This window comes from Pseudomonas sp. B329 (genome assembly GCF_023127835.1).
GTDB classification, from domain to species: domain Bacteria; phylum Pseudomonadota; class Gammaproteobacteria; order Pseudomonadales; family Pseudomonadaceae; genus Aquipseudomonas; species Aquipseudomonas synxantha_A.
This window is the reverse complement of sequence record NZ_SPKP01000043.1, coordinates 24,940-43,749: the sequence shown is the minus strand read 5'-3', so window position 1 is coordinate 43,749 and position 18,810 is coordinate 24,940. Positions and strand designations below refer to the sequence as shown.

The window sequence follows — 18,810 nt, the reverse complement described above, 5'->3', positions numbered from 1 at the left end:
TATAGCAGCCGTATTCGACTTAAGTCCGACAGCCTAATGATCAAAGGACAACGTGTTGCGCTGACGCCGGGGATGTCTGTTACGGCTGAAGTTAAAACAGATCAGCGCTGGGTGATTGATTATTTTTTGAGTCCGTTGCAGTAGCATGTGGATGAGAGTTTGAGGGAGCGGTAAAGACGCTGATCTACAGAGGGAATGATATGAGTGATGTTAAAGAGTTTTTGGGCGGTATGTACGATATCGTGCTTTTCCCATGTTGGCTCACAATAGCCTTTTTCCTGATTCGAAAGGGTAAGCAGTTTGCAGCCCCTCTATTTGTGTGGGGGTGCAGTTTCCCTATCACTGTGTATTGCTATATCGTCTATATATTCGATGGTGGGCGCCCCTGGTGCCATTGGGTTGTTGTGGCTATCGATCTTCTGGCGTTTGCTCAATTAGGCTGGGTCGGGGCGCTACTGATGATAGTCGATTATCTGAGGCGTGCGGATAGTTTAAAAAAGTTGGCCGTTTGGGTTTCAGGGATTTCCGTCGTCGCTCATGGATTTTTTCTAGTTGTCGGCCTGATATTTTATTGGTTGTCAAAATAGAGGTGTGATATGCCGAGAGCCAAAACATTATATCTGCTAATGGCGGTAGGAGGGTTAATGGCCGTGCTTGCTGGCTATTATATTTGGTTGTTTTCGGAGTCGCAAAAAGTGCGTTGGGTTGTGGAACTCGTCGGCGGAGCAGAAAGCCTGATCGCAAATGAAACTACTTTGTCTGGAAGTGACGCTCTTTATATAAAGTCGCTGCATCTATCGCCCGAAGAGCAGATGTATGACCGCGTTCGCGCGTTAACGCTATGCCATGATATGAGCGACGCGTGCTTGACCACCAGTTTGACCGTCGCCAATTTCCTACTGATCAATACCACGGATGTACGGGCAGCGAGGAATATCGTCGAGGGCTATGCGCGTTACAACGTTCTGCAAGCGCAGCCGTGCCCGGCGAAATATGAGACGTCCCAAATCATCAAGCAGACCCAGTACCTAGCGACGTTACCCACGGCAGAAGCAAGGAGTTTAGCCGAGCAAGAGTTGGAAAAGATTGAAGCTTCAGGCGGGCTGACTTTCTCTTTGAGAACCTCAGAATGTCGCCGCTATTTTGCAGCTCATCCGTCTATGGCCAGAGGTTATCTGGCGCATATATCGCTGTTGGTCAAAGCCGCTAAGGGTAGTACTTCAGCGGCCTGGTTGTATCTGTTATCCCGTCCGGGTGTTTACGCAATCATTAAGTAAGAGGGAATTTCAAATGGCACAAGGTACGCAGCAGACCGCGAGGGAAACGCCGCAAACACTTCCGGAAATGCTGGATGAGTTGGGCGAGGCGAAGGATAAACTGAACAAGGTACTGGAGGCCACGGGGCAGGCGGACAAGGTTAAGCATTTCGACGCCTTGCTCGATATGAGCAGCGCCATGGGGATCATTGCCTATATCACCTCGGATAAATATAACGGTACCAGTACCGAAACGAGCGTTCATATCCTGGAAGCTATTGAAAATTCCTGGCATGAAGCAAGTACAGGAAAAAACCGTCGATAAAGGCATCAGCGGTCTTCAATACGTCTTGGAGTTTACCGGCGAAGGTAAAGACAATGATGTGGCATTGGGTGGGCTTTTATACGCGCTGGCCTTATTCAGTAAAAGCACTAAAGCATCACGTGATCGGGAGTATGGACAGTCTCCCTCGCTGAATGCATAGAATGACGCTCTAGGCAGCGTTACGAAGTTCATCGATGACACCGTGGCATCGTTTGGTGATGACTACGATCCGTCTAACGTTCCCGGAATGAGTTTTTCCAGCCCTGCCGCGCGCTCAGCAGTGGAATACGCGATGTCGAGCCGTATGGATGAGTTTTTTTATGGTGTTCCCACCAATGCAAGCGCCTTTGATCTGGATGTCAATAATTCAGGGGAAATCATACGTAAGACCGCTACGGATCATGATGTCGCTGCTGCGCAAGTCTCCAATGGCCTCGTCACCAGCGGCGGGGGGTGGAAGCTAAATTACGACCCCAACAAGTTGAACCTGAACCAATATCAAGGCAACTGGGTTAACAACACCTTTACTGCCGCCGCCACCCAGATCCTGGCCGATGGTTACCGCCCCGGTAACATCAATACGGTCAAGGACGTTTTCGACTTCAGCCTGCGCAACTCCAGCCAGAGTCTCACTTACGGCAGCACTTTGGCGGCGCTGTTGAACTCGGGTGACGCACGTGCTCGCCTGACTTTGCCTACTGACCCGTTGGTGCTTGACCTCAATGGCGACGGCGTGCGCCTGACCGATTACCTGACAGCTCCTGTGTTCTTCGATGCCGACAACGATGGCGGTAGCCTTGAAGAAACCGGCTGGGTCAGCGCCCAGGACGGTATCGTTGTGGTGGACGTCAACGCCAACGGCAAGATCGACAACATCAGTGAATCCCTCTCCGAGTACTTCGGCGGCGTGGCCGGCACTAACGGTGAAACGGGACAAAAACGTTTCGCCAATGGCTTTGCAGCGCTGGCCAGTTTGGACAGCAATGCCGATGGCGTATTCGACAACGAGGACGCAGCATGGTCGAGTGTCTACGTGTGGGTAGATGCCAATCACGATGGCAAAAGCTGGGACGATCGTAACGCCAACGGGGCGATTGACGCCGGTGAAACCAGCGAACTCAAGTCACTCGCGGCCCTGGGTATCACGCAAATCAACCTGAAGAACCAATTGCAAAGTGGCGAAGTGCGTGACGGCACCGGGGGGAAGTGCTCGCGCGCGGGACCTTTGTGCAAAATGGCGTGAGCAAGGAAGCCATTGCCGCGAACTTCATCGCCAACCCCAACGGCCACGTTTTTACAACAAACGGCTCGGGTACTGTGGTTTCAACCCAGGGCTCCGAGCAAGTCGCTGCCGTGAAAGGTTACGTATCGGCCTCGACGACCGGCGAGACCATCGACGTCGCGCAAAAAGGCGTCAACAACGCTACCGGCAGCTCGGGTAACGATGCACTCCAAGGGGATGCCCAGACTAACTGGCTGGCCGGCGGTCAAGGCAGCGATACCTTCTACGGCGGTGCCTGGCATGAGATCGACAGCAAACGCGATGTAGCCCACAAGAATGGCTCCACGCGACTCAAAGGCAACTATGACGGCAGCACTCGTCAAGCCTTTGCCGAGCTGTCCCACAACATTCACTTCAACACAGTGACGCTGGAACCCTTTATCGGGCTCAACTACGTCCACGTTGAAACCAAAGCATTTTCAGAGAAGGAAAACCTCTTCGCCCTCAGTGGCAAAAAAAGCCGCATGGACGTGACCTCGGCCCGACTCGGTGCACGCGTGAGCGCTGTTCATCCTCTGGCCAATGGCATGGCCGTGCGTCTGAATGGTAGCGCCGGGCTGCAACACGCATTCACGGAGAAAACCACGCACACTCGTTTGAAGCTGCAGTCCCAAGGAGACTTCGTGAATATTTCCGGCTTGCCCGTGCAGCAGGACACGGCTCAGTTGGCGTTCAGCGCTACGTTGGATTTGACGCCGGCCTTTTCCGTGGGGCTGAGGTACACAGGCGAAATAGGTAAGCGCTTTCACGACGAGAGCACCTCTGCCATAGCTTCATGGACGTTCTAGGAACAATCAGGCCACAGGGCACTGCGGTTAGCTGATGGCCGCAGGAGTTATGAAATGATTGGCTGCGGCCCGGACTCAAGTAGGCCGCCACCACACCCGGCCGCCAATAAACGATAGTTCAAGTTATTTCCGCTCGCAGGCTTAGGGCCGATTCGATCCCCTACATGCTAACTGCGGCAGTATCATCAGCTTTATCAACGGCCAGATTTGCACGGAGGATGGCCAGGAACCTCAACTAAATGGCCGGTCACTTTGTGAGGAACGCCGGGATAAATATTAAAACCGGGCTCCGATTTTCCATCGACGTGCAAGCTATTTATTGAATGGCGCACCGTCCCGCTTGCAATCAGTTCAGCTCCGTCTGAGACACAGACTACCTTCAGGGTGTCAGTTTCAGTGGTTGGTAACTGGCGAACGAGCGCACTGAAGCTAAGGTTAATGATTACACCTTTGAATTTTTCTGGCCCGTTCTCTTCCCGAGGTCGTATGACTGGTTTGATGTCCAACCGATATACTGTTTCTGCTTCAACTGCTCTGACAGGTTTGAGTACGATTTTTTTACTCTGCCCTGGGGCCAACGTAACCTGGAAGGGGAATGCGTAGAGTGCAGGTTGCGCTATGTCAGCAACCGCCTCAAGTGTTTCTTCCTCTATGCGCACGCCAGGGTTCTTTAGCAGACGTAAGGAAATGGACACGTATTCAGCGCGGTCCCCACTATTAATAATATGGACACTCAAAGGAACATTGCGTATCTGAACTTCCTTGGGGAAAATATCGATTGTGGCATCAGCGCGTTGGGAGGCAAATGAACCGGCCACGCAAAGAACCAGCGCCGGAATAAAACGCGAGTGTGGTAAGCGATTCACGGAACTTTGACCACGGGTTCGAAGGTCAGGGAGAGCACTCCTGTATATACTCCGATAGTGCCTGTGAGCGCGCCTTCGGGCGGGTAGGCTGAAACAGACAAATTATAGTAGCCGAGAGAGTCTTCTCCCTGTCCAGTAGAAGCAGGGTTATGAAACACTGTGCTTTGCTCAATCATCAACCGCTTGTTGACTCCACCTTCGTTACCCAATGTTACGGTAGGATTTCGAAAAGCGAGCATTGGGTTTTTTGTATGCTGAATGCGCACGGGGTCATCTAGACGAACCTGGAATTCGCCACTGCTGGACAACACGCGTATGCGTGCCTCGACTTGATATGGAGCATCCCTGTCCCCCATTTGTTGTAGCTCCAGGCCTTGGTCGAACCAGGAGCCTTTATCATCTGTAACAATTAATAAGTCAGGATGAGTGACGCTAGCACTAATCCAAGTCCTTGTATTGCCCTTTAGTACCACCTCAGCAAATGTATGGCTGGACGCTAGGGTAGTTAACAATGTGATGCTGGCGATAAATTTTTTTTTCATGGTCGTTATGGTTTGGTGGTTACGTTAAAGTTAAGGATGTCAAAGTAGCTACCCTCTAGCTGAGACTTTGAAATATTTGTTCTGATAGTCGGTGAGAAGCAGGTACGCCCGCTGGAGTCGAGAGTAATAGTATTTCTCGTATTGTTAGGGATCTTTAGTGGTTTGTTTTTTCCGTCGTTGAGAATCAAGCTGTAAGGGAAGCTACTTAAATTCGTAAGATGTCTTAATCGGTAGTTGTTGTCGATAAGTCCGTGGGTGTTGGAAGCATTTATAACAAATTTTTGCCCTATGGTCTCAGCGCTATTATAAGTAAAGCAAAGTTGGTCTTTAGTGTTGCCAAGTGTTTTTTCGGCAATGCCAGGTTGTAATTCGCCAAAGTTCCATGATGGTACACTGACGTTCAGGGTGATATCCTGAGGGGGTGGGGTTTCTGGGTTAATTATCCTGCAGGAACCGGCGGGGCCATCGGTTTGGGGAATGTAAACTGCGCCTTTTGCATCAAAATAAGTTTCTTGATTCACTTGGGGTGTGCTTGCATAGTTTGCTGTCCTAATTGCGATACCTGGCCAATCAGAGACGCTGTATTTGGGAAGGCGTACTCTGATTTCAGCATCAAATGCATCGTGATTAGTCCAGGTGTAGTGGCCCGAAATATATATTTGGGTATTGAATGATGGATAGTGAAAGGCAGCACTGATGTCGTTAATATAGACAGTGGCATCGTATGTGTTTGAGGGGGTTCCATCTTTGCCATAAGTATATACAGCTATTGCCCGGCTATAAAAGCTATGACGCGAGGACGAATTTTCACCAGGTTTGACTTGGTTGAATGGAACGGTGACGTAAAAATTCAATTGACCATCGCCAGTGTCTTGAAACCGACAATTGCGGTATTCACCTGAGACATTTCCGGTCGGCTGATCCATCGCGCTTACGATTGGGCAAGAAACAAAGATAGCAGCTGTGTATAAAGTCATTGGCAACTTTGATTTCATTGCTTTGTAGGGGGTGGTATTCAATGGTTAGCATTTCCTGGTGCGTAATATAATGTATTTTCTACACGGAAGTGTTGGCATGTGTCTGCGGAGTTTTAATCTGTAGCCTCTATGTTTTGTCTGGTGGTAACTAATTCCTTCGGTCGTTTTTTTGGTAAATGACTGCTCCGTATCCAACTTTAAAAAATATTGGAGTGGCATTTTTAGTGGGCTCGCCTTCTACAACCAGATGCTCGCTTGGTCGAAAGGTAATGCGCCAGATATGGTCTTGCTCAACCTGCTGGATAATTTTTATATTTAATTTATATCTTTGTCCCGGAGCAATGGTTATGCGGTTCGGAGTCACCAATAAACTCGGTTTTTTAACCTGTGAAATAGGCACTAAGCGCTCGGGTAATTCACCAGGGTTAGTCAGCAAAGCTTGATCCACCTGTAAATATAATGGTGTGTCCCCAACGTTTTCTGCAAACAACTCTCCGGCGGGATGTCCGGGCAGCAGAGACAGTTCGTTGCTTGATAGTTTAAGTATTCCGGTGGCCGTGCTTGAGGCCGAATATATGGCTGCAAAAAATCCAAGCATCTGCAGGTGTGAACGTTTTTTCATGGGCATACCAGCGATTGTGGCTGATCTTCAACGCTCAGATTTATTCGAGAACTTTTGAAGTGTCGTGGTACACCAGGAAATACCGCTATGGTTTGCTCCGATACGCTCTCTCCTACAACAACGCGGGTGAATAATTGCCGTACATTTCCGTTATTAACCAGCGTAAGGCCACCCTTTTCGCAACGGTATGTCCAGGCCACGTGTTGATTTTTGGGGGAGGGCATATGTCGAATAAGCACCCCGTAACCGATAGAGACTGACATCGGTGCGGTAATCTTGTCCTGTGGCGCGTCTTCAACTCGCAATGAGCGTACTGGCACTATGTAAAGTCGATAGAGCGACTCTTGATCGGGTTCGACAAGAGATTTCAGTGTGACCACGCGAGTTTGATTTGGGCCTAAGGATAATTTGTCCGGGCTGGAAATCAGTTCAGGATGAGCCAGCTCTGCTAACGCCACTTTTTTTTCAGGAGCCAATCCGGGGTTTATGACTTTTTGGAGATTGATGGATAGATACAGCGTGCTGTCACCCATGTTGCGTAGTTTGACTTTCTGCTCGTGGCTGTTGAAGACCTTGGTGCTGGCAGGCATAACCATTAACTCTCCTTCAGCCAAGGCAAGGTTTGAGGTGAAATAAAAAAATACAAAAAATGGTGTCAGTAATGTTCGAATTTTCAAGGGAAGACCTGTGAGTAAAAGTTTGCATTTAAAGGCAGTGGTAGTAGCTGCCGGTGGTTTTAGTGAGGTCGCAGGTATAGCGACGCCCCATCTGCGTCACACTGATTTTGGTCAATAACGACTTGCTGAAAATGGAAAATAAACCATTCTGGTAGACGGTATCGCCGGTCTCTAATATTGTGCCGCTAATTGGCTTCCCTCCAGCATCAATCAGAAAACCACTATAGATCATGCTGATTTTTACATTCGCCTCTGAACTGTAGACTTGGCCTGGATGTGAGCGAGTAATATTCGCCGGCACTTCGATGTTCATGTCCATATCGAGGCTTTCGCTGATGACTCGGGCAAACGGAAGGTCGCTGTAGCTGCTAAGAGGGATCGCATACAGGCTATTTCCAGCCACGGGGTAACCCTCAACTTGAAAGCCATAGTCGGTATTGTTTACTTCCGGGGTTTTAAGCAGCATGGAAGCCCCGCTGTTGCTATAACGGCCAAAAGCGAGCCCTTGAGAATTGGCAGCAAACATACCCCTGTAGTTAGCATCAATGTTGCTATTGTCGTTGTCGTGTCCAATATTGACAGAGGCTTCGCCACGGGTACCAGAACGGCTGCCATACATATTGATACTGTTGCGATCGTTGATGTGGTTGGCTGTCACGCCTGCAGTTGTAATGCCATAGGTGTCTTGAAAGTCCTTGCGATAGTCTCCACTTAATTGAGTTTTTCCTCCAGAATATGTCGAGCTGACGGAAGATTGGGAGTTGTCCAGGGTCCAAGTCGTATTAATGTATATGCCGAAGTCATTGCCACTTTGCTGGTAACCGCCTTTTTGTAGCCCCACTGAAAAGGTCGACCATAAGCCATTGGGGCGGTAGTTCCACCGCGCTTCAAGCTGTTGTGACTCGCCGCTCAGGTATTTCTGGTAATTGTAAGCCAGCGTGATGCCTCCCAGGATATTGCTGTAACTAATACTCGAACTTGGGGACCCTTGATAGAATTGAGAAATGTTGTTGTTCTGGTATCGGCTTACCATAAGATTACCTAGTTTCTCATGACTGACCAAAACACTGGCGTAACCGCCTGTTGCGCGCTCACCGCTGAGCAGGCCCACCGTTGGCGTGAACTGAGTTTCCCCGACTTGGCTTGGCCGAGTGATATTAATTTCGCCGGCATTGCGGTGTCGGTTTCCGCTTATCACAGAGGCATTCAAAAAAAACTGACGCAAGTTTCGGCTCACGCCACCTTCGAGTAAGCTACCACCTTCAGTCATGTCTTCTCCGACCGTCAGATGCCAGGCATTTCCACCACTACCGACAAAATCCAGGTTGTTTATCTCTTGAGTAACCTCACTGATCTGATTCCCGTTCCGGTCCACCAGTTTTAGCTGTACTGAATAGTACCCGCCCGGCAAGTCAGCCAGGTTTATCTGATTTCGTCCTAAAGTCGCGGGTCGTTTGAGGATCAGACGCCCGTTTCGGTAGAATTCATAGTTGCCCTCTGTCGTCGAGTAAAGCAACAGCGTATTAATATTTCGATTCGCTTGTAGATGGTTTTGGCTACCCAGGGTTATGAATTTATCAAAACTTGGAGATAATAAAGTATTGACTGACCCCGACGTGTAGTCGAGGCTGTTCTGTTTGCCAGCACGCAAATAAGTATTTGATAAGTTTTTCTGAAAATAAAAGGATGAAATGTCCTGGTTGCTACGACTGTAGTTTCGGGTGCTTTGGCGGCCAGCATACCAACTCATATAACCGAAACTCTGACCGGGCATGCCCAAAAAGGTATTGCCATTTATATTCATGGCGCGGTAGCCTTCGGTAGAGGCTCGCAAGTCGACGGATTGGTTGTTTACTAATCCCCACGCAGTATTTGGAACAATAACGTCCTCTTGGGTATCTCGGATGGCTACGGTGCGCTTGATTTTGTCTACGGTGATGTAATGGTCCATGAGTTTTAGGTCGCAGCCACTTTTGCATTGACTGTAGTTAAGTTTGCTCAATACTTGTCGTATAGTAGAGATGTCTTGTAGAGAAATGCCGTTCTCATGATATTTTTCCGCGTCAAATATTAATGTCTTTTCTGAAGGTTCAAAGGCCATCACTCCGGGAAGCGTTCGACCATTGTAAGTCGCAACATAGCTTGCGCTAGTGTCCATTTCCACTTCGCTGAAGCCTTCAGGTATGCCATAGGAGAATTTAACTTCGGCGCTCGATGAGCCGGATTTTAAAAATAGCGCACTTAGCAATAATGTTGTGACCAAATGCTGGCGCCTACAAGCAGAGAGGCCTTTCATTTCTTAATAGAGCACCAAGGAAAGGAAAGCCTCGAGTATCTCAAGGCTTTCTAGCGGTAAGTTATAATTAGGGGATTATGGGCCTGTAGCTGCAACGGGTTCGAATACCATGACCAGATCACCACTGTAACTACCGTTGGTGCTCAACTGGCCATTTTGGACGGGGGCGTCGACTTTTATGTTAAGGTCGTGAATTTCATCAAAGCCGCCGTTGCCGGCAGTGATTTGAGTGATTTTTTGCGAGTTCCCGAAGGAAACGGGGACTTCACCTTGGCCACTACCGATGGTGACTTCTGGATTAGTCATCTCATAGTTTCCGTTGCTCATTTTTAATGGTTGAGCCAAAGAAACATTGAATTCGGAGTTCTTGCTCCATACACGTACTGGTAGAGTTTTGCTGAATTTCTTCTGCTGGTAATCATCTGCGTCCAGTTCTTCTGTGCTATACCATGTCGAACCATCAGGCTTGGACACGAAAATCGCATCATTGATCTGCGCAGTCAGCGTGATCTTCTTGGATACTGAATCCTTAGGGGCGGCAGCATGGGCGGCGCTGATGAGTGAGGTTGCAATGCCAATGGCGAGGACGAGTTTACTGAATTTCATCTTTGGCTCTTCTATATTTTAAAAAAGTAACTGTTGGTGACTCATCTGCAGTGACGCATGAGTTGAGTTCACGGACAAACTATACTTCTTATTAAAAAGCGGAGGGGAGAGCGCTATTCTTGCGTTTCGACCGGAAAATTCTTGTTTTTTGGCTGGAGGGATCTTGGGTCGAGCGCTCAGTCAGGATCATTATATTAAAGTCAGCCGGGTCTACTCTTGTGCTGACGAGTCCAGCCAAGTCATTGGTGAGATCAATAGGAAGTTTGCGTGTGTTCGCGTAGCTGTGGTGGAGGCGTTGGATCATGATGGGAGGAAAGAGGCGTTTAAAGAAGATTACTTGCCTGCTCCCCTCGTATTTATAACTTCAAGTTGCAGATCAGCGTCTGGAAGCGCTGATACAGCTTTATCTTCCAGCTATCAAATTCTTCAAGCGACATAGGCTTGGCACACAAGTAACCCTGGCCCACCCGAGCGCCCATGTCGACCAGGAGATTGCGTTGTGAGAGTGTCTCGATACCTTCCACCACTGCCTCCATACCTAACGCATTAGCTAATGCCAGCGCATTGCGAACAACCGCCCGATGGCGCTCTGAACTGTCAACCGACCCAATGAAGTCTCTGGGCAGTTTGATTTCATGGAACACCACCTTGCACAGTCTCAGCAGTGATGAATAACCCGTCCCGAAGTCATCGATTGACAGGCGAATGCCCAGGCGGCTCAGGCGGTTGAGTTGCTCAATGTGCGCATCGGAAAGGTCGGCAGGGCCGTCTTCGGTAATCTCAAAAGTCAGTGACGAACGTCTTACGGGATGCTCGAGTAACCGTGTTTCCAATCGCTCGACAAGCTTGCTGCTGTTTAATTGGCTGAGTGACAGGTTAAACGCAAGTTTGAGAGACCGCCCCATGCGGTGAAGCTGGAGCTGGTAAGCCAGCCCTTGCTCCAGGAGTGCAAATAACAAGTCGTCGAGCCAGCGCTCCTGCTTAATGAGCGGGAGGAAGTGTGCAGGGCCAAGTACGCCGTGCAGTGGATGGTGCCAGCGCGCGAGCACTTCCGCGGCATTGACCTCTCCGGTGTGAAGGTCGAATTTGGGTTGTAGATATGCACGAAACTCTCGCAGCCAAAGGCCCAGTTGCACATCTTTCGCGCTGGACAGTTGAGCGGGGGGTGCTAATTCGTCAGGGCAGTCCGATTGCCTGGGTAAAATCTCCTTTGTTCGGGGAAGCAAGCTCGATAGAAACGAGCTTGAAGCGCTGTAGTGCATGAGGGCCAAGCCTGGTGTTAGTACTCGCAAAGCTTATGGGAATCCTCTTTGGCATTGCTAAAGAAGCATCTGTCGTTCGGGCGCGCTTTTTCCTGAGTTTTACCGAGATTTTTCTTGGTGGCTGATGGGTGGTCATTCCGGTCGTAGCGACTGACTGATTGTTTCCAGTAGCTGGATCAGCTCCGTCACAGCCTCGACGGTTTCATCGGATATCACGCCTTCAGCGCACATGTCTTCGACCTCATTGCAGTGGTCGAGCAGCCTTGCGTGATTGAGCATGTAAGCCGTGCCCTTGAGCTTGTGTGAGATGCGTTTGATTTGAGCCAGGTCCCCTGTATCAAGGGCCTGCTTCAAGGCCAAGGATTCATCGGTATTACTCGCGGCTACCTGCTCGACCAAGTCTTGTCGGATGTTGTTCATCGCTGAGGAGGCTTGGTTGAGGTTCTCGGCGTCGATGTCGAGCATGGGAATCCAGCGGTTCAGCACGGCCAGCGTGATCGGCTTGGCCAGTGAGTGATCCATACCCGAGGCCAGAGCGCGCTCATGCGCTTCGGGCTGGGCATCGGCCGTCAGCCCAATGATCAAACATGGGCGGATACCTTGAGCTTGCTCCATTGCACGGATGTTTCTGGTCATCTCGTGGCCGCTCAGCTCCGGCATGTTACTGTCGGTGATCACGACATCAACAGCGTGCTCTTGCCACATAGCCAAGCCTTCCAGGCCGTTACTGGCGGTCAGCGCGTGGTGCCCAAGATAGGAGATCTGCTGGTAGAGCAAATACTGGCTAGGTAGATGATCTTCGATTATCAACACGGTCAGGGGCTCATCACTGTCGGCTTTCACGGGCTTGCAGGCGTTGTCTTCACAGACTGCGCGCTCTGAGCTGACGCGCTCGAGTTCGACACTGAGCGTTATGCGGGTCCCGGCACCCGGGGTACTTTGAGCGTCCAGGCTTGCGCCCATTAATTCGCTGATTTCCTTGCAAATTGCCAGGCCCAGACCTGCGCCGGCATTAGGGTCGCTGACGGCAGCGTTCGTCACGAAGAATGGTTTGAAAATTTGATCGATTTGCTCGGCGGGAATGCCTGCGCCGGTATCGGTAACGCTGATCTGAAAGTGCAGGCGTGTATCGCTCGTCGGTTTTACCTGGCAGCGAACCTCGATACTTCCACGCTCAGTGAATTTGATTGCGTTGCTTAAAAGATTGGACAAGATTTGTTTGATTTTTAGCCCGTCGACCCAAACCCATTCCGCCGACAGCGGGGCGATATCGAGCCGCAGATCTAACTGCTTCTGCCGCGCCAAGCCTGAGAACACATGGCTTGTCGACTCCAGAAGCGTATTGATCCGGTTGGGCTCTGGAACTAAGCTGATTTTTCCAGATTCAATCCGCGATATGTCGAGAATGTCACCAATGAGGGCCAGCAAACCGGTTGCTGACTCGTACGCGATGTGTACCGACTGTGTGTTTAACTCGGCTTTGTTTTTGCGAGTAAGCACCAGTTCCAGCATGCCGATGATCGCATTGAGCGGCGTGCGAATTTCATGGCTCATCGTAGCCAGGAACACTGATTTGCTTCGGCTGGCTGTCTCAGCCGCTTCCTTGGCTACCTGCAGTTCATCCAGCAATATCTGCCGTTGCTTCAAGTTCTGGCGTTTGTGCAGAATGCGGCGGCGCTGCGTCACGATCCACAACCCGGCGATCACTAGTAGTGCGCCCAGAATTTCAAACGATCGCCAGATGTAAGCGGCTATCCCCTCCCAGTATTTTTCATCGGTTGCCGAGTTGGCACGCCAGCGACCGTGAATCTGCACGAACTCCCGCGGGGGGATTTCAGCCATCACTCTATCGACTATAGAGATCAGCTGTGGATGATGCTTGGAAGTAGCAAACACAACGCTGGCGTTGGGGATATTAACAAGGCCTCCAACTTTCAGACTGCTCTCGAATTTGTACGAAAGGTAGTAGCGTATGACGCTCGCGGGAGCGAGGACGATATCCACGTCGCCATCACGAGCAAGCTTGAAGGCTTCACCCAATGTGTCGGTTTCCTGGATACGTACATGGGGGTATTGTCGGGCGAGGATCGGGGACAAAAGATAGCCTTTCGCCACTGCCACTGTTGCCGTGCTTTGGTCATTCAGGACTGTCTGGTGGTCCTTGCGCGTGGCAAAAAGGTAAGCATTAGCCCCCACCGGGCGGCTGCGCAGGTACCGTAAAGGTGCGTGACTGGCCTCTGTGAGAATGCCGAGGTCTGCCTTGCCATTCGCCAGTAGGGTATCAACCTCACCCAATGAGCTCACACGGATGATCTGGAACTGAATGCCTGACTTGCGGCGAATAATTTCCAGCAAGTCAGAGGCAATTCCGTTCAAGCGACCATCGCTGTCGAAAAAGGCGTAGGGTGCCAAATCCTCGCTTATTGCCAATTTCACAGTCTGGGTGGTGTCCAGCCAAGTGCGCTCGGAATCGGTAAGACGGTCGCGAAAACCGTACCCATCACATCGCTGGTTATCACCCCAGAAATATTGGGCGTCAGCCAGTTGGCAGCGCGTTAACCCGCCTAGTGCGCGTTCGAACAGGCCAGCCAGCACCGGGTTATCGGGGGCAATCGCAAAGCCGATTTTGATCTCTGGCTGCGGTGTGCGCTGGCTGACGCCTACTCTCGTGCTGAACAACTGGCTGGATAGAGAGTAGGTGGAGGCAGGATCGCCAAGGTAGGCGTCATTAGTGCCCCTCAACACTGACGTCATTGCCGCCAACGATGAAGGGTATGAAGTGAATGTGCCTTGACCTCCGTTGCTTTTGTACAGTGCAAGGGCAATATCATTGGCCACAGCGATCTTTAGGTCGGAACCCAGCGCGTTGTTTTCGCTACGGTCGCCACTTTCGGTAAACAGGGTCAGGTGTGTCACTGCATAGGGGGGCGTCAAAAGTGCATCGGTACGCCTGGTATTCAGGATTGTCGCGTACGCAACCAGATCGATTTTCCCCTCGCGCAGCGCACAAAAGACCTCCTCACTCGAGTCGAACGGCCTGACCTTGATAGGCACTCCCAACTCACGCTGCAGTGCCACGAGATAATCCGCTGTAAGTCCTTCAAAAGTCGAGTGGTCGTTGATGATCCGGTAGGGCGGCAAGGATTCAATGCTCACGCCGACGATTAATGCATGCTTGCGCTTGAGCCAGGCCCGTTCTTGCTCGTCGAGCTGGATTTTCACGGCGTTAAGCGCTTGTCGCGCCTTAGGCTGAAGATCACCGGTTTCGGCAAAAACCTGACTGCAAGTCCCGAACATCAGCACAAAGAGGAGGGCACTAATTTGGGGAAATATCGTCTTCACGAACGCAGGCTCAGATGAGGTTATGTTGTTTGGCGATGTTAGCCAGCTCCACTACCGAGGTGACGTTTAGCTTCATGAGAATGTTGATTTTATGGCCGCTGATCGTTTTGGTGCTGAGGTTGAGTTTCTGTGCAATGTCACGGTTGGAAAAACCTTCAGCCAGCAACCGCATCACATGCATTTCGCGATTTGTAAGATTTTCCAAGGCGCCAGTTTCCCCTGCTACAGAGGTCCCTGAAAAAAAAGGCATGACATCCCTTGGAAAGAGCACATAGCCGTCAGCGACCGTTTCGATCGCCTTGAGCAGTTGGACCATGGGCTCGCTCTTGCTGACAAACCCGCTGGCACCGGCCTGAAAGCACCGGCTGGCAAAGGTATCTTTGGTCTGTGATGTGTAGACGAGCACTCGGGTTTCAAGTTTTTCCCGCACGATACGTTTCAACACCGTCAGGCCGTCCACTTTTTCGAGGCCAATGTCGAGAATTACCACGTTTGGCTTCAACGACTCGATCAATTGGACGGCGTCGGCTCCATCGGAGGTCTCGCCTATTATCTGGAATCCGATGGACTCAAGGGCTACGCGAATACCGTGACGAACCATTGGGTGATCATCGACGATCAGTACTTTTTTTCTCATTTTTCAGTTGTTTAGCCTTATGGAATGCAGAAGGGGATTCAGGAGTTCGCCGCGCTGTTTCCATGCGACTCGGTACTGACCTGGTTGAGTATGGTTGAATTTTTTACGTCAACAGTCTGTTTATCGTAGTGAGCCATTATTGCAGACCCGGTATGTGCTCAGCTCCAAGTTTTGCGCTCTACAACGGGGCGAAATTTCTTGCCGGAAATCGAGAAAAATCTTGCTTTCTTTGTGAGTAGTACGGTTTTTGAATTCCAAGAAAAACCAAGAAAATGCCGAGATTTATCCCGTAGGCCCATCGACGACAAAGGGGTAATTTGGCGCTTTTCGAGGAGCAAGCCGTGCATACCGGATCGGGGCGAATTCTTATCATCAGCAAGAATCCCAGCACGCTTTTTGCCTATGCCCGCACGCTCAATGATCTGGGGTATTTCTTACTCTGCTTGTGCAACAACGTCAGTGAGGTGGTCGATGCTCTGGAAGGGGGCAAGCACTTCGAATACTTGGTGTATGACGCATTTGACCTGCCTAACGATGCAGAGAACTTAAAATTGTTTACCCGATACCGCGCGATCTTATCGGTTGTTGCGATTGCCGACGTAAATTCTCAACAGCGTCAAAACCTGGTTCTCTGGGCGAAAGCTCATGACATTCCCCTTCGAGGGGTACTGCAAACACCTCTGCGTCCGTTGGAGCTTTATGCGTTGATAGGATGTGGTCGCAATGGCTCATTGCTCAATTTACTACTGGGCGCCTGAAATTCTTATACTTGATCAAGAGAAAATTATGACACTTGCAATGGCTGGTTTGAATGACGAAACGCCGATGGATGACACTTTGTCGTTTCAAAAAACAGCACGGAGCCGACGGTCTTTCCGTGGTTTTTTAAACACCCCTGTACCTGATCACATCCTTCAAGAAGTTCTGAAAGACGCCCAGTGTGCGCCTTCCAACTGCAATACCCAGCCGTGGAACGTGCATATAGTCAGTGGCCAGAAATTAGTAGAGCTGTCGCAGGTTCTTCATGCGAAAAATGCAGTTGGCGAATTCACTCCTGACTTTTCATTCGATATGGACGCTTTCTACGGCATTTATGCGGATCGTAAGAACGCGCAGGGCAAAGTCTATTACGAGGCGATGAACATCACGCGCGAGGATGAGGCGGGGCGCCGTCAAGCAACAGCCTTGAATTTTTCCTTTTTCAACGCACCCCAGGCGGTCTTTTTATTTATGCCGGTTTTTGGTGACAGTGTCCGGACGGCCGGAGATATTGGTATGTATGGTCAAACCTTTCTCTTATCGCTTGCCGCTCGGGGCTTAGGCGGTATCCCGCAAACCTCCCTCGGTTTTTTCGCAAAGGCGATCAGGGAGGTGCTCGGTATTTCTGACGAAATGAAAATGCTGTTTGGAATGTCGTTTGGTTACCCGGATGAGAGTACACCCGGCAATCAGGCAGCTAGTGATCGCGCGCCAATCACCGACAGCGTTACGTTCCATCGCTGAAGAATCGTATTTTTCAACTCTTTCAGTGGGTGTGTGACGCAGATTTAAAAAATATGAAATGTAATGGGAGATCATGTATGAAATTTTCTTGCGTTCAACGGCGCTGTACTGCTCATCGCGGGTGACTGGAAGTAACCAGCACGCGGGATACCACAAACAGCTCAGAGTTCCAGGCCTTTGTGAATGCGGTCGAGGGGGCAGACGCCGCTAAATTACAATGCCTGAGATTCGTTGGCGCATTTAAAGGCAATCGCGTCCGCTCAAGAAGGGCGGACATCATGTCGTGCAGATCAGGGAGGATAGCCTGAGGAGGTCGCCAAGCAGTTGAAGGGGCTTTCGGAAATGCGTCTGAAGGCCAAAAAACTTGCAAACCATTGGAAATATCCAGCTTCAAAGGCACTTTGCCCTAAGTGTGAATTGCCAGAGCCTGGGCGTTGCCCGTGCTGCGCTGCCGGGCAGGACTTTCGCGCTGCGCATCGACTCCTCGCCACCCCTTCGGACTTTAGTCCCAGACGTCTCCGATCGGTAGCAGCTCTTATAGACAGATGTGTACGTTATAAATCGAGCACAAGAACGGCAGACTTGCTGCGTGAAACGCAGGGATATATGACGCTGTGGGTCGCACGTTCACGCTCCGACAGCACGTAGTCGCGATGATCGATTTCACCAGAGATGACTGCTGTAGAACACACGCCGCACTCTCCGCGCTTGCAATCGAACATAGGGTCGCAGCCTTGCTCAATGAGTACCTCGAGAATGCTCTTATCCGCCGGGATGTGGAGCGTGCGATCACTGGCGGCCAATACTACGTCAAAGGCGCTATCGCCCTCGGTAGCAGCAGGGGGAGAAAAAAGTTCGAAGTTCAGTCGCCCGTGAGCCCAGCCGCGCCGCTCGGCTTCTACGATCATGCCGTCGATTAGGGCGCCAGGGCCGCAGATATGAATGTCGTCGTCATTGGTGAATTCGTCGAACAAGGCCCTCAGGTCAACCGGGGCTCCAGCCTCGCTATCGGCGTGCACGTGCAAATGCTCGCCCAGCAGGGTTTGCAATTCATTGATGAGAGCCATGGAGGCCCGCTCGCGTCCGGCATAAAGCATTTTGACATCACGTCCGTGAAACTTGCAGGCTGCCGCCATGCTTGTCAGCGGTGTTACGCCTATTCCGCCTGCGATCAGGTATACGCGTTTACCGGTGCTACGCATGGGAAAGTCGTTTCGTGGTGCGGTGATGTCGATGATGTCACCGACATTCAAGCCCTCGTGCAGGTAGCGCGAGCCACCACGGCCCTTCGCGTCGAGACGAATGGCAATCAGGTAGGACTCGGGTGGGGTAGTCAGGCGGTCCCTGTGTTCGAGCTCGATCAACGAATACTGTCGCCACTCCTTTTGCGAGTCTTGCAGTTGTACTGAAACGCCAATATGCGCCCCCGGCGTAAAGTCCGGCAGTTGCTGAGTAGGTGCACAGGCGCGCAGCCGAAGCATGCGTACACCCGTCGCAAGGATCGTCGCCTCGGATACCTGCACGTACAAAGTCTGCTCATTCTTCATTGGCTGCATAGTCATCAAGTCCTGTTTCTAAATGCCGAACGTGTGCTCATCCGTGAAGGGGCAACGAAAGGCGTGCTCACTCGCGTAATTCCCACCCTCTGTATGACTGCCAGTACCACCTTATGGCGACGGAGAGCGTCATGGGCATGCGAAAGAAGTCTAGGTAGCACTGAAGGTGGGGTATATCCGGAAATCGCAATTTTTGCGGTGTGCTTATCCGTTTATGGCGCGGATCAATGCTCTGGGGCGCGGCATGTAAATTAAGAGGCAGCGTGGATCAGG

At 50.8% G+C, this 18,810-nt stretch carries 19 protein-coding genes; 8 read left to right on the top strand and 11 right to left on the bottom strand.

All coding sequences use genetic code 11. The annotated features are described in order from the left end of the window. Window positions 1-200: 200 nt before the first annotated feature. From E4P00_RS20600 to E4P00_RS20575, 6 genes are all read left to right on the top strand, one after another. The gene (locus E4P00_RS20600; RefSeq protein ID WP_248132784.1) at window positions 201-587 is read left to right on the top strand and encodes a hypothetical protein; all 387 of its coding nucleotides are present in this window, start codon (window positions 201-203) and stop codon (window positions 585-587) included. 57 nt (window positions 588-644) lie between these two features. Then, a complete protein-coding gene (locus E4P00_RS20595; RefSeq protein WP_248132782.1) occupies window positions 645-1,277 on the top strand; it encodes a hypothetical protein in 633 nt (210 codons plus the stop codon). 13 nt (window positions 1,278-1,290) lie between these two features. Next, window positions 1,291-1,581, top strand: a complete 291-nt coding sequence (locus E4P00_RS20590; RefSeq protein WP_248132780.1) for a hypothetical protein — start codon at window positions 1,291-1,293, stop codon at window positions 1,579-1,581. After that, window positions 1,550-1,741, top strand: coding sequence for a hypothetical protein (locus E4P00_RS20585; protein WP_248132778.1), 192 nt, complete (start codon window positions 1,550-1,552; stop codon window positions 1,739-1,741). The genes E4P00_RS20590 and E4P00_RS20585 overlap by 32 nt, the downstream gene beginning before the upstream one ends. 132 nt (window positions 1,742-1,873) lie before the next feature. Further along, complete coding sequence (locus E4P00_RS20580; protein WP_248132776.1) at window positions 1,874-2,824, top strand: hypothetical protein; 951 nt, start codon at window positions 1,874-1,876, stop codon at window positions 2,822-2,824. Further along, complete coding sequence (locus tag E4P00_RS20575; protein ID WP_248132774.1) at window positions 2,821-3,651, top strand: autotransporter outer membrane beta-barrel domain-containing protein; 831 nt, start codon at window positions 2,821-2,823, stop codon at window positions 3,649-3,651. Before E4P00_RS20580 ends, E4P00_RS20575 begins: the two co-directional genes overlap by 4 nt. 194 nt (window positions 3,652-3,845) lie before the next feature. On the opposite strand, the gene E4P00_RS20570 is transcribed toward E4P00_RS20575, so the two are convergent. The 10 genes from E4P00_RS20570 to E4P00_RS20525 all read right to left on the bottom strand — a co-directional run bounded on the left by E4P00_RS20570 (window position 3,846) and on the right by E4P00_RS20525 (window position 15,478). Then, complete coding sequence (locus tag E4P00_RS20570) at window positions 3,846-4,517, bottom strand: hypothetical protein (protein WP_216091106.1); 672 nt, start codon at window positions 4,515-4,517, stop codon at window positions 3,846-3,848. Beyond that, window positions 4,514-5,059 (bottom strand): hypothetical protein, encoded by a 546-nt coding sequence (locus E4P00_RS20565; RefSeq protein WP_248132772.1) that lies wholly within the window; start codon window positions 5,057-5,059, stop codon window positions 4,514-4,516. The genes E4P00_RS20570 and E4P00_RS20565 overlap by 4 nt, the downstream gene beginning before the upstream one ends. Window positions 5,060-5,064: 5 nt before the next feature. Next, on the bottom strand, window positions 5,065-6,078 hold the full coding sequence (locus E4P00_RS20560; protein WP_248132770.1) for a hypothetical protein: 1,014 nt from the start codon (window positions 6,076-6,078) through the stop codon (window positions 5,065-5,067). 106 nt (window positions 6,079-6,184) lie between these two features. Continuing rightward, complete coding sequence (locus tag E4P00_RS20555; protein ID WP_248132767.1) at window positions 6,185-6,658, bottom strand: hypothetical protein; 474 nt, start codon at window positions 6,656-6,658, stop codon at window positions 6,185-6,187. Continuing rightward, a complete protein-coding gene (locus E4P00_RS20550) occupies window positions 6,655-7,335 on the bottom strand; it encodes a hypothetical protein (RefSeq protein WP_216091110.1) in 681 nt (226 codons plus the stop codon). The genes E4P00_RS20555 and E4P00_RS20550 overlap by 4 nt, the downstream gene beginning before the upstream one ends. Window positions 7,336-7,363: 28 nt before the next feature. Further along, window positions 7,364-9,631, bottom strand: a complete 2,268-nt coding sequence (locus tag E4P00_RS20545) for a TcfC E-set like domain-containing protein (RefSeq protein ID WP_248132765.1) — start codon at window positions 9,629-9,631, stop codon at window positions 7,364-7,366. Window positions 9,632-9,706: 75 nt separating this feature from the next. After that, complete coding sequence (locus tag E4P00_RS20540) at window positions 9,707-10,237, bottom strand: CS1 type fimbrial major subunit (protein WP_216091112.1); 531 nt, start codon at window positions 10,235-10,237, stop codon at window positions 9,707-9,709. 356 nt (window positions 10,238-10,593) lie between these two features. Further along, window positions 10,594-11,499 (bottom strand): EAL domain-containing protein, encoded by a 906-nt coding sequence (locus E4P00_RS20535; protein WP_248132763.1) that lies wholly within the window; start codon window positions 11,497-11,499, stop codon window positions 10,594-10,596. A 132-nt stretch (window positions 11,500-11,631) separates the two neighbouring features. Continuing rightward, the gene (locus E4P00_RS20530) at window positions 11,632-14,841 is read right to left on the bottom strand and encodes a transporter substrate-binding domain-containing protein (RefSeq protein ID WP_248132761.1); all 3,210 of its coding nucleotides are present in this window, start codon (window positions 14,839-14,841) and stop codon (window positions 11,632-11,634) included. Window positions 14,842-14,851: 10 nt separating this feature from the next. Beyond that, window positions 14,852-15,478, bottom strand: a complete 627-nt coding sequence (locus E4P00_RS20525; protein WP_216091114.1) for a response regulator transcription factor — start codon at window positions 15,476-15,478, stop codon at window positions 14,852-14,854. 341 nt (window positions 15,479-15,819) lie between these two features. Between E4P00_RS20525 and E4P00_RS20520 the strand changes: the two genes are divergently transcribed. Continuing rightward, on the top strand, window positions 15,820-16,236 hold the full coding sequence (locus E4P00_RS20520) for a hypothetical protein (protein ID WP_216091115.1): 417 nt from the start codon (window positions 15,820-15,822) through the stop codon (window positions 16,234-16,236). Between the two features lie 28 nt (window positions 16,237-16,264). Next, window positions 16,265-16,981, top strand: coding sequence for a nitroreductase (locus E4P00_RS20515; protein ID WP_248132759.1), 717 nt, complete (start codon window positions 16,265-16,267; stop codon window positions 16,979-16,981). Window positions 16,982-17,535: 554 nt separating this feature from the next. On the opposite strand, the gene E4P00_RS20510 is transcribed toward E4P00_RS20515, so the two are convergent. Then, complete coding sequence (locus tag E4P00_RS20510) at window positions 17,536-18,537, bottom strand: PDR/VanB family oxidoreductase (RefSeq protein ID WP_248132757.1); 1,002 nt, start codon at window positions 18,535-18,537, stop codon at window positions 17,536-17,538. Between the last annotated feature and the right edge of the window lie 273 nt (window positions 18,538-18,810).